Origin of the sequence: Saccharopolyspora sp. NPDC002686 (genome assembly GCF_040295745.1) — a bacterium.
Classification (GTDB): Bacteria; Actinomycetota; Actinomycetes; order Mycobacteriales; family Pseudonocardiaceae; genus Saccharopolyspora; species Saccharopolyspora oryzae.
In genome coordinates this window covers 1-11,488 of sequence record NZ_JBEOVY010000256.1, presented here as the reverse complement: position 1 = coordinate 11,488, position 11,488 = coordinate 1, and the positions used below count along the sequence as shown (strand labels likewise).

The 11,488-nt window shown below is 71.3% G+C and carries 8 protein-coding genes; 5 read left to right on the top strand and 3 right to left on the bottom strand.

Features of this window, described 5'->3' with window-relative positions; genetic code table 11:
* The 5 genes from ABTZ89_RS27595 to ABTZ89_RS27575 form a co-directional block, all read left to right on the top strand.
* A partial coding sequence (locus tag ABTZ89_RS27595) for a sirohydrochlorin chelatase (protein WP_351049972.1) occupies positions 1 to 653 on the top strand: 653 nt, incomplete at its 5' end.
* A 780-nt stretch (positions 654 to 1,433) separates the two neighbouring features.
* On the top strand, positions 1,434 to 1,658 hold the full coding sequence (locus ABTZ89_RS27590) for a hypothetical protein (RefSeq protein ID WP_351049969.1): 225 nt from the start codon (positions 1,434 to 1,436) through the stop codon (positions 1,656 to 1,658).
* 275 nt (positions 1,659 to 1,933) lie between these two features.
* A complete protein-coding gene (locus ABTZ89_RS27585; protein ID WP_351049966.1) occupies positions 1,934 to 6,811 on the top strand; it encodes a type VII secretion system-associated protein in 4,878 nt (1,625 codons plus the stop codon).
* 5 nt (positions 6,812 to 6,816) lie between these two features.
* Positions 6,817 to 9,180, top strand: coding sequence for an ADP-ribosylglycohydrolase family protein (locus ABTZ89_RS27580; protein WP_351049963.1), 2,364 nt, complete (start codon positions 6,817 to 6,819; stop codon positions 9,178 to 9,180).
* 260 nt (positions 9,181 to 9,440) lie between these two features.
* Positions 9,441 to 10,217 carry an enoyl-CoA hydratase family protein gene (locus ABTZ89_RS27575; RefSeq protein WP_351049960.1) on the top strand — a complete coding sequence of 259 codons (777 nt, stop codon included), beginning with the start codon at positions 9,441 to 9,443 and terminating at the stop codon, positions 10,215 to 10,217.
* Positions 10,218 to 10,266: 49 nt separating this feature from the next.
* Here the strand turns inward: ABTZ89_RS27575 and ABTZ89_RS27570 are convergent, their stop codons facing one another.
* The 3 genes from ABTZ89_RS27570 to ABTZ89_RS27560 are packed head-to-tail and all read right to left on the bottom strand — an operon-like array spanning position 10,267 to position 11,350.
* Positions 10,267 to 10,635 (bottom strand): barstar family protein, encoded by a 369-nt coding sequence (locus tag ABTZ89_RS27570; RefSeq protein WP_351049955.1) that lies wholly within the window; start codon positions 10,633 to 10,635, stop codon positions 10,267 to 10,269.
* A gap of 50 nt (positions 10,636 to 10,685) precedes the next feature.
* Complete coding sequence (locus ABTZ89_RS27565) at positions 10,686 to 11,114, bottom strand: guanyl-specific ribonuclease (RefSeq protein ID WP_270952391.1); 429 nt, start codon at positions 11,112 to 11,114, stop codon at positions 10,686 to 10,688.
* A complete protein-coding gene (locus tag ABTZ89_RS27560; RefSeq protein WP_270952392.1) occupies positions 11,111 to 11,350 on the bottom strand; it encodes a hypothetical protein in 240 nt (79 codons plus the stop codon). Before ABTZ89_RS27560 ends, ABTZ89_RS27565 begins: the two co-directional genes overlap by 4 nt.
* Between the last annotated feature and the right edge of the window lie 138 nt (positions 11,351 to 11,488).

Below are 11,488 nucleotides of genomic sequence, written 5' to 3'. Positions count from 1 at the left end.
GGGCGGCGTTCCTGGACCTGTCGGCACCGCGCCTGGGCGACGTGCTCAGCGCGGTGCACGGCGACGGCCACGACACAGCGGTGGTGGTCCCGCTCCTGCTCGGCCGCGCCTTCCACGCCCGCGTGGACGTCCCGGCGGCGGTGGCCGAGACGCAGCGCCGCCACCCGCTCCTCCAGGTGCAGGTGACCGACGTCCTCGGCCCCGACCCGCGCCTGGAGGCAGCGGCCTGGCGCCGCCTCCTCGAAGCCGGAGCCGACCCCGACGACCCGAACCTCGGAGTCCTGGTGGCCGGCGCAGGATCCTCCCACGCCCCGGCGAACCAGCTGGTCGCAAACGTCGCCGAGCGCTGGCAGGCCAAGACCGCCTGGGCAGGAGCGGCAGCCACCTTCGCCTCGGCAGCCGAACCAGCAGTCCCAGCAGCGATCGAGCGCCTGCGCGCCCGAGGAGCCCGCCGAATCGCAGTCGCCTCCTGGTTCCTGGCCCCAGGCCGCCTCCCAGACCGAATCACCGACCTGACCCACGACCACGCGCAGAACCCCCTGATCGCAACCCCGATGGCGAACGCGCACGAAGTAGCAGACCTGATCCTCACCCGCTACACCGAAACCCTCGCCACCACGCAGACCCCGCATCGGCTACCAGCGGTCCTTTGACCCCACGGACCCAGCCCAAGCCATCACCCAGGCACCAGACGAACGAGTACCACGACCGTTCGACCAGCGGCGAACGAGTATCACGACCATTCGACCAGCGGCGAACGAACACCACGACCATTCGACCAGTGGTGAACGAGTATCACGACCGTTCGACCAGTGGTGAACCTCTGCAATTTCGATTGAAATTGGCAAACATCGCCACCGCACCTCACGTCGAGAACGACGCCAATTTCGATTGAAATTGCTACACACAAAAATCAACCACCTACCGCTTTGAACCCAAAATCACCCCGTCCCCAACGCCACCTCCCCTCGCTGGTCACAGCGGGTATCACCACCGATCGACCGGAGGCGATACCCAGCGGACTTAGCGAGCAGCGACGCCCGCCGCGCACGGGGTCGAGTTGAGTTCAAAGCGGCAGGTGGTCACCTCGTGTAACGCAATTTCAATCGAAATTGGCACCGTTTCGACCATCCCTGCGGTTGGACACGCAGCCAATTTCAATCGAAATTGCGACCGTCACCCCCAGGCGCAAGGTGAAAGCCCCGCTGGAACCCGGCACAACCCACCCCCCATGTGGCGATGGTCGCTCCTACATCCGCCAGGGACGAGACCCTGGTCTGAGCAAAAGTCGACAACTCGGGTGAGGTGGGCAACCTTCCGGGCAAGATGGCGCACGTGTCCAGCTGGGTACACGATGACCGGCAGCGACCCGGAACACCCCGACATCCCAGGTCGCTGCCGGACCCGTCTTCGCCGATCCTCGCGAGCGCCGCATGATCTCGCAGCCCCACCTGATCGCTCGGGTGCGCGCCGAGCTCGCCCGCGGCGAGCGGGACCGGTCCTGCCACTTCTTCCCGCTGCCTGCCGAGGGCACCATGCCGTCCGTGCTGCACGCCTACTGCGGGTTCGCCATCCGCCCCGGTGAGGCCGAGCCGCTGGACGCTCCGGTCGGCATGCCGTGCACGAGCTGCTTGATGGCCGCCGCGCTCTCGTCCTGAGCCGGTGATCCGGACCGAAACGGCTGATCACCCATTAACTGTGAGTTGTTCTGCCGAACCCCAAGCTTCACCCCATGTGGTCATGAGAGAGTTTGATATCAGCGTCGGGGCGGGGAACCGGCCGCTCCCTGTGTTCGTCGGATCCGCCAGACCCGCGCTATCGAGTGACCGCCGGGGTGTGGGGGCGATCAATGCAGGGCTGGATGAGGAGTCGGGGACAACAGCGCGAGATGAACACGACGCAGCAGCCGAATCGACCGGTCATCACACCCGCCATGCGGGAACAGGCCACGAAGCAGCCCAACACCTGGCTGTACGTGGTCGATCCGATCTTCACCGATCCGAGCGCCGAGGTCCCGCCGTGGGGCTTCATCGGCGGCTACCGGGTCGATGAGAAGGGCGAGATCACCGACGACTTCTCCCCCAACCCGAACTACCGGCCGTCACCGGTCGCGCTGCGGCTGCCCGCGCCGACCAACGACGTCGAGCGCGCCCTCCAGCTGACCACCACCGGCTACGCGCAGGGGCACGCGCTGCTGACCGCGATGCTGGACGCCGAGCTGATCCTGTTCGCGCAGCCGCAGGGCACCGGCCTGTTCACGATGGAGCACGAGTCGGGGCGCCGGCAGCTCCAGGTGTTCACCTCCGACGGCTTCCTGCCGCCGAACTGGACGACCTGGCAGCGGATGACCGGTCGCCAGCTGGCCGCGCACAACCCGGCCGGCATCGACGTCCAGGTGAACCCGACCAGCCCGGTCAAGGCCCGGGTGCCCGCCGAGGACCTGGTCAAGGCCGCCGCCTCGGTGCCGCCGAAGGCCCCCGGCGGCCCGGTGAACTCCCCCGCCACCGGCATGCCCGCGGTCGCTCCGCCGTCCCCGCCCAACGGCACGCCGGTGCCGAACGGCGCCGCGCCCGCGCCGCAGCCCCCGGTGCCGATCGACCCGGTCGAGACGGAGTTCGGCCGCCGCTTCCTGGGTTCGATGCTGGCCGGTGCGATCGGTGACGCGCTGGGCGCGCCGGTCGAGTTCTACCCGGTCGACCAGATCCGCAGCCGCTTCGGCGCGATGGGCGTCACCGAGTACGACCGCACCGGCGACCAGCCCGGCGAGTTCACCGACGACACCCAGATGACCCTGTTCACCCTGGAGGGCCTGATCCGCGGCCACATCGCGGTCCGGGCCGGGGCGGACAACCCGCTGTCGGCGATCCAGCTGGCCTACCAGCGCTGGCTGCACACCCAGGGCTACGCGTGGATGCGGGCCGCCGGGCCGTACGCGATCAGCCACCCCAAGGCCAACGGCTGGCTGATCGAGCAGCACGACCTGTTCGCCGTGCGCTCGCCGAACAGCAGCTGCATCACCGCGCTCCGCGAGTTCGCCTCGGTCGGCGCTCCCGGCACCTTCTCGCGCCCCATCAACGACTCGCCCGACTGCGGTGGCGTGGTGCGCGCCGCCCCGGTCGCGCTGTGGTCCGACGACCCGAAGCAGGTCTTCGAGCTGGCCGCCGCGACCGCGGCGCTGACCTACTCGCAGCCCAACGGCTACCTGCCGGCCGGCGTGTTCGCGGTGATCGTCCACCGGTTGCTGCGCGAGGCGACGCTGGAGGAAGCGGTGCGCCAAGCCCGCGAGCTGCTGGTGCAGTACGCGGACCACGAGGACACCGAACGCGCGCTGCAGGCCGCCGAGGACCTCGCCGCGCAGGGGAAACCGACCCCGGAGCAGCTCAAGGACTCGCTGGGCGGCGGCTGGGCCGGGCACGAGGCCCTGGCCATCGCGGTGTGCGCGGCGCTCAGCACCGACAGCATCGCCGCCGCGCTGATGGTGGCGGTCAACCACTCCGGCGACAGCGACTCCACCGCGGCGATCTGCGGGAACATCGTCGGTGCCCGCTACGGTGCGCCCGCGCTGCCGGGTGTGTGGCTGCGCGACCTCAAGCAGCGGGAAGTCGTCGAATCCCTCGCCAAGGACGCGTTGCTGGAGTTCAGCCCGACGCCTCCGGGCGGTGACGCCTGGGAGGCGCGCTACCCGGCCGCCAAGGACGTCTCCGACCTGGACTTCACCTCCACCCTGCCGCTCGTCTCGGACAAGCCCGCCGCGGAAGCCGCGCCGGCGGAGGAAGCCGTCGAAGCGGAGAGCGCCGCCGCGGACGTCGAAGAAGCCGCGGTCGACCAGGACTCCGACGAGACCCCGGCCGACGAAGAAGCCGAAGCTCCGGCCGAAGAGGCCCAGGAGTCCGACGAGCCCGCAGCCGCCGACGAAGAAGCCGCTGCCGACGAGAACTCGGACGAATCCGAAGCGACGTCCGACGACGACACCGCAGTGGAGGAAGCCGAGCCCCCGGCGGCACCGGTCGTCGCGGAAGCGGCAGCTGACGAACCCGAGACCGACGAGCCCGCCGATCCGGAGGACCTGCGCGCGCAGCGGATCCTCGGCTTCCTGCTCGGCGGGGCCGCCGGTGACGCCCTCGGCTACCCGATCGAGGACGACTCGCTGCAGGACATCCGCCGCAAGTACGGCTCGGCCGGGCTCACCGACTTCGTCGACGCGCACCGACCCGGCGGCTCGGTCAGCGACGAGACCCAGATGACGATGTTCACGCTGGAAGGCCTGATCCGGGCGAGCGTCCGGCGGCGGCTGTTCGGCGAGAACGAACCGGCCACCCAGGTCCAGCACGCCTACCAGCGCTGGCTGCACACCCAGGGCTTCGACTGGCGGGAAGCCGGCGGACCGCTGGCGGCGACCCCGCCGGACGGCTGGCTGATCCGGCAGAAGGGCCTGTTCGTCCGCCGCGCGCCCGGCACGACGTGCATCCAGGCGCTGCACGGCTACGCCAACGGCAAGCCGCAGGGCTCGTTCACCAACCGGCTCAACGACTCCAAGGGCTGCGGCGGCGTGATGCGGGCGGCCCCGGCCGCGCTGTGGTCGACCGATTCCGCCGAGGTGTTCCAGGTCGGCGCGATGACCGCGCTGCTCACGCACGGCAACCCGAGCGGCTTCCTGCCCGCCGGTGCGCTGGCCGTGATCGTCCAGCAGCTGCTGGACGGCCGGTCGCTGCCGGAAGCGGTGGACGGCGCGCTCACCGAACTGTCCAAGTGGGACGGTCACGAGGAGACCTCGGCGGCGCTGCGCGCGGCCATCGAGCTCGCCGCCGGCGGCGAGCCGACGCCGGAGCAGATCCAGGACTCCCTCGGCGAGGGCTGGTTCGGCGAGCAGGCGCTGGCGATCGCGGTGTGCGCGTCGCTGACCCACCCGAAGTCGTTCGCCGACGCGGTGGTGCTGGCCGCGAACCACTCCGGCGACAGCGACTCCACCGCGGCGATCTGCGGCAACATCATGGGTGCGGCGCTGACCTCGGAGGCCATCCCGCAGACCTGGCGCGACAAGCTGGAGCTGCGCGAGGTCATCGAGCAGCTGGCCGCCGACGCGATCCGCGAGTTCGGCCCGAACCCGCCGCGCGACGCCGACTGGCTGGACCGCTACCCCATCGGCGCGGACGAGCCCGCCGAGCAGGACACCCCCGACGAGCAGCCGGAACCGGCCGAGGAGCCGGCCGCCGCGATCGAGGAACCGGTCGAGGAGCAGGCTGAAGCCGTTGCGGAGACCGATGAGCAGCCCGAGTCCGAACCGGTCGCGGAGGACGCGGAGCAGTCCACCGCAGTCGCGGCCGGGGTGGCTGCCACTGCCGTTGCCGCCGCCGGAGCGGCAGCCGTCGCGGTGACCGACGAGCCCGCCGAGGAAGAGGATTCCGCCGTCGAAGAGCAGCCCGCCGAGGAGGCGGAGTCCACCGAGGAACCCGCCGCTGAGGAAGCCGAGGCCACCGAAGTGCAGGTCGAACCGGTCGCCGAGGAGCCGGTGGCCGAACCGGCCGACGACGACGCGGACGACGGGCTCTCCAACGAGGAGCTGCAGCTGCTCGCCGCCTGGCGGAAGTTCCGCGACAACGAGGACGGCAACTCCGCGGACCTCACGCAGGACCTGCACAAGCTGCTCGTCGAGGCCTTCGGCGCGGAGCGCGCGGCGCAGCTGATCGGCGAGGCCGCCGAGACCGAGGACGAGGGCGAGCTGGTCGCCGAGACCCAGGTCCAGCTCAGCCGCGACGAGCGGGTGGCGGGCTGCGTGCTGGGCACCGCCGTCGGCGACGCGCTCGGCGCGCCGTGGATGTTCTCCGACCTGAGCACGATCCTGCGCGAGAACCCGGAAGGCGTCCGGGAGATGGCCGAAGCCTTCGGCAAGCGGGCCGCGGCCACCGCGCACGGGCAGCAGACCGCGTTCGTCCTGGACGCCCTGATCCGCACCCGCGTCCGCTCGGTGCAGCGCGGCATCAGCGAGCACTGGCCGTCGGTGGTGCGCGGAACCCTGCTGCACTGGATGCACACGCAGGGCGTGAAGCTGCGCAGCGGCGTCTTCCAGCTCGGTGCGCTCGCCGAGACCGAGGCCCTGCAGGCGCAGCGGTTCCCGGACGAGGCGACGCTGACCGCGCTGGCCCGCTTCTCGGACCGCCGCGAGGTCCCGACGCCGAGCAACCCGCCGAACTCGGCTCGCACCGCAGCAGCGGCCGTGCGCGGTGCGGCGATCGGCTTCGAGTTCACCTCGCCGCAGGACGCGATCGTCCACGGCGCGGAGATCGCCGCGGTCACCCACGGGCACCCGGACGGCTACCTCACCGCTGGTGCGCTGGCCGGGCTGGTGTGCTCGCTCAACAACGGGCAGACCCTGGTCGACGCCGTGCACTCGGTGCTCGCCGAGCTGGACCAGATGGAGGTCGCGGAGGGCATCACCCAGGGGCTGCGCTCGGCCCTCGAGATCGTCGGCAGCGGGCAGGTCTCGCCCACCCGCTTCGAGGAGCTGGGGCTGGGCTGGCAGGCGCCGGAAGCGCTGGCGATCGCCGTCGCCGCGGCGCTGGCCCACCCGAACTCCTTCGCCGACGCGGTCTCGCTGGCGGCCACCCACTCCGGCAACACCGCGACCACCGCGGCGATCTGCGGCAGCCTGCTCGGGGCGGCGCGCGGCACCGAGCAGATCCCGGCCGAGTGGCTGGAAGAGCTGGAGCTGCGGGAAGTCCTCACCGAGCTGGTCGCCGACGAGCAGCGGGCTCGCGCCGAGATCACCTCCGACCAGCAAGTGCCCGACTGGGCGCAGCGCTACCTCGGATAGACCGCGTGGACGAATCCCGGCTGGACGACTCGGAGCGAGCGCTGCTCGCGGCTTGGCGCAAGGCGCGAGCCGCTGGCGAGCGAGACCCGGTGGAGCAGCAGCTGCTGGAGACCTGGCGGCGGTGGCGGGAACGGCCCGCCACCGCACCGCTGTGGGCGGCGGCCCTGCAGCACCGGTTCGGCGATGAGTCCCCACCGGTGCCCGACACGGGATTGGCCGACCGCGACGGCCCGCTCCCGGAAGCCCCCAGCCGGCTGCTCGGCATGCTGCTGGGCGGCGCGGTGGGCGAGTTCGTCGCCCTCGGCGAGGTCGGGCAGCGCACCAGCGCGCTGCTCTTCGCCCTGGAAGGCATGATCCGGGCGCACACGCAGGCCCGCGCATCCGGCGAAGGCGATCCGCTCGGCTTCGCGCTCAACGGCTTGCGGCGCTGGCTGCACACCCGCGGTATTCCGTGGCGGGACTGCGGAACCGACACCGCGCAGCCGAACGGCTGGCTGGTGCGGGAACGACTCCTGCACTCGCCGCGAACCGACGAGCCGACGCTGCTCACCGCACTGACGCGCGTCGCCGCCGGACACGCAGGCGGGACCCGCAAGAAGCCGATCAACAGCTCCGCCTCGGCCACCGCGGTACCGCTGGGCGCGCTCGCGGCGCTGTGGTCGGGTGATCCCGGCACCGTGTTCGCGCTGGGCGGTGACCTCGCCGCGCTCACCCACGGACACGTCAACGGGCACAGCCCGGCCAGCGTCCTCGGCGTGTCGATGCTGTGGCTGCTGCGCGGGAACCCGCTGGAAACCTCGCTGCAGCAAGGCATTTCCGGTTGGCAACCGGCCCGCAGCACCTTCGCGCACGCGCTGCGGCTGGGCCACGTCAGCCCGGCCGGGTTCCACCCCGGACCGCAGAACCTCAACGCCATGCAGTCCGGTCGCAGCGGCCTGGACGCCCTGGCGATAGCGATGCGAGTGGCGGTGGCGTGCGAGGACGACTTCGCCGCGGCGATCCGCGCGGCGAGCGACCACGACGGCGATACCGCCAGCTCAGCGATGCTGTGCGGGCAGCTGCTCGGCGCGCTGCGCGGTCCGACGGCGATCCCCGCCGAGCTGCTCGACGAACTGCCGATCACGTCCCTGGTCGAGCGGATCGCCGTCGACGCGGCAGCGGAGTTCGGGCCGTACCCGGACGAATCCGAGACCTGGGAGCGCCGCTACCCGACCACCGACGCGGCCGAACCGGCACCGTCCACAGCGGACTACCGCACCGGGCTGACCGCGGTCCCCCGGCTGGCCGCATCCCGCGACCGGTTCGTGGGCGCGGTGCTGGGCTGCGCGGTCGGCGAAGCCCTCGGCATCCCGGTGGCCGCGGACAGCTGGGAGGAGATCCGCTCCCGGCACGGCGCCGACGGGCTGACCGGTTACGTCCCCGCCGGGCACCCCTCCGGCCGCCTCGGCAGCGACACCCAGCTGCTGCTGTTCTCGCTGGAAGGCACGATCCGCGCCAACGTCAGCCGCCGCACCCGCGGAACCGACGACCCGACCCGGCACATCCAGCACGCCTACCAGCGCTGGCTGCACACCCAGCACCTGAGCTGGCCGCGCGCGGCGGGCGAGTTCCTGCGCACCACACCGGAACCGGACGGCTGGCTGGTCCAGCAGCGGGCGCTGTTCCAGACCCGCAACCCGGGCCGGACGATGATGCGCACGCTGATCGCCTTCGCCAAGGGCCAGCAGCAGATGGGCACCCCGGAGCAGCCGGTCAGCGACTCGTCGGGCAGCAGCGCGATCATGCGAGCGGTGCCCGCGGCGCTGTGGAGCAGCGACCCGGCCGAGGTCTTCGAGGTCGGCACGACCACCGCAGCCCTGACCCACGGCCACCCGACGGCCCGCCTGAGCGCAGGCGCACTGGCCTTCCTCACGTCCCGGCTGCTCGCCGGCGAACCGCTGAGCGCCGCCGTGGACGACGTGTTCGGGCAGCTCGCGGCGCACTCCGGGCACGAGGAGGTCACCCGCCGGATCGGCGCAGCGACCGAGCTGGCCCGCGACGGCCGGGTACCACCGGGCGAGGTGGAGCGCGCCCTCGGCACCGGCTCGACGGCGGCGGAAGCCCTGTCCATCGGCCTCTACGCGGCGCTCGTCGGCGAAGGCGACTTCGACGCTGCGCTCCCGGTGGCGGTCAACCACTCCGGCAACAGCGCGACGACCGGAGCGGTCTGCGGCTGCCTGGTGGGTGCGGTGGCCGGAGCACGCCGCATCCCGGAGCGCTGGACGTCCGAGCTGGAACTGCACGAGGTGATCGAACGCCTCGCCCGCGACGCGGTCCTCGAGTTCGGCCCCCGCCCACCCGACTGGTCCGACCGCTACCCACCCACCTGACCCGGTGGACCGCAGTTTCAATTGAAACTGCGCCCTCCCGGCGTGTCGGACCCCGGTGTGTCGTGCCCCGACACGCCGACACTCGCGGACAAGTCGTCCGGCCCGTGGAGAACTTCCGCAACTTCAATGGAAATCAGACCTCGAAATTCCATTGAATTTCAATCCCCGCCGGTGACCGCACCGCCGCGCCGGGCGAGTCGGGCAACGGTGCGACGTGGATCACTGGTCGGTCTGTGGTTAGCGCGGTTAACGTGCCTGTCATGGATGAACTCGTGCACCTGGTCGTGGCCGACGGCGTCGCCACGATCACCCTGGATTCGCCGCGCAACCGCAACGCCCTGTCCGCCCAGCTGCGCAAGGAGCTGCGGCAGCACCTGACGTCCGCGATCGCCGACGACGCGGTGCGCGTGATCGTCCTGGACCACACCGGCACGGTGTTCTGCGCGGGGATGGACCTCAAGGAATCGCGCTCGGCCGACGCCGAGAACCAGGGCGTGCAGGAGTTCCCGGCGATCCTGGAGCAGATCTGGACCTGCCCGAAGCCGGTCGTGGCCAAGCTGGCCGGCCCGGCCCGCGCCGGCGGGGTCGGCATCATCGCGGCCTGCGACATCGCGGTCGCGGTGGACACCGCCACCTTCGCCTTCTCCGAGGTCCGCATCGGCGTGGTGCCCGCGGTGATCTCGGTGACCGTGCTGCCCCGCCTGACCACCCGCCAGGCGCACGAGCTGTTCCTCACCGGCGAGACCTTCGACGCCCGCCGCGCGGCCGAGATCGGCCTGATCAACTCCGCGGTGCCCGCCGACGACCTGGACGCGGAGGTCAAGCGCTACGCGGACATGCTCGCCCTCGGCGCCCCGAACGCCCTGGCGGCGACCAAGGAGATGCTGACCGCCCAGCGCCCGCCGGCGATGAGCGAGGCCTTCGAGCAGATGCTCGAGCTCTCGGCCGAGCACTTCGCAGGCGAGGAAGGCCAGGAAGGCATGAAGGCCTTCGCCGAGAAGCGGAAGCCCTCCTGGGTCCCCGACGCCCTCCAGTGACCTGGCGAAAGTCCCGCCCGCCGCGGGGCGGGACTTTCCGATCGAGCGATCAGTCCTTGGTCAGGACCGAGGTGAAGGTGCGGCCGCAGATCGGGTGTTCCGCCGCGTCGCGCAGGACCGCGTTGATCCGGCCGAAGGCCTTCGGGTCGTGCTCGGCCAGGGCCTGGAAGCCGGACCAGACCAGCACGTGCTCGCCCTCGGACAGCCAGGACAGGTCGGTCAGGCAGTCGTAGAGGGCGTCCAGGTTCCGGCCCGCCCACTCCGGGAAGTTCAGCACGGCGGCGATGCCGTCGAGCGTCGTCCGCTTGCTGATCAGGTCAGAACCGTCGAGCAGGTGCGCGGTCGCCCCGCGCTCCTCTGCTTCCTGCACGGCCTCGCGCGCCGAGACGTCGGCGGATGGGTGCTCCACCTCGCTCACCGGCTGCTCCTTCCGCACCCTGATGGCCCATTTAGTCGCAAACATCGCACTCAACCCGTGGTGTCGACAACCACGAAGGACTCGTAGTGATCGCCTGTGTAGTAAAGCTCAGAGTGGTCACCGGTGACCAGTCGTCGGGCACCCCGGTCGCGAGATCCCGGCGTCGGCACCGTGTACTCGTGGTAGTAGCCCGACTTCTCCTTGGGCAGGACGCCTTCCCGGTTGCCGAAGACCGTGCCGTCCTTCTGCGGGTACGGGAACGGTCCGTTGCTCTGGATCAGCTTCCAGGTCTTGCCGGCCTCCGGCGGGAGCGTCGACAGCTCCTTGACCGGCAGACCGGAATCGGCACCGGGCACCTCCTGGACCTGCTGGCTGGCCGGCGCCTTGTCGTCGACGACGACGTCGCGGGCGAACCAGCCGCCGACCACCAGGACGATGAGCCCGATCAACGCCGACGTAATGCGCTTCCGCGAGGTCACGCCGTCTCCTTCCGACCCCGGGAGGACGCGCCGTCGCGGCGGCCGACCGGGGGCTCGGCATCGCGCACGCGGGTGAGCTTCGCGCCGAGCCCGTCGATGCCGCGATCGATCACGCGCGCCAGGCCCCAGCACAGCGGCAGCAGCACGGCGAACACCAGCACTACCTGCAGCGGGTACGGCAACTGCACGAGCCAGAGCTCGACGCCGTCGTACCACTCGACAAGCCACTCAAACACAGAGCGCCAGGGTACGCGCGGCTCCGCGCCGCCGTGCGCCACCCCGCCCCTCCGGGCGTGGGCGATGTGTCGATTTCGCGAAAAATCGCCGTCCGCCCCGGCCCGGTAGGGTTCCGGGCGAATTCGACACCCGGCTCC

What these genes read in the sequence shown, in the direction of transcription:
- ABTZ89_RS27590 (WP_351049969.1), top strand. Translation starts at nt 1,434, where the DNA reads ATGATCTCGCAGCCCCACCTGATCGCTCGGGTGCGCGCCGAGCTCGCC.
- ABTZ89_RS27585 (WP_351049966.1), top strand. Translation starts at nt 1,934, where the DNA reads ATGCGGGAACAGGCCACGAAGCAGCCCAACACCTGGCTGTACGTGGTC.
- ABTZ89_RS27575 (WP_351049960.1), top strand. Translation starts at nt 9,441, where the DNA reads ATGGATGAACTCGTGCACCTGGTCGTGGCCGACGGCGTCGCCACGATC.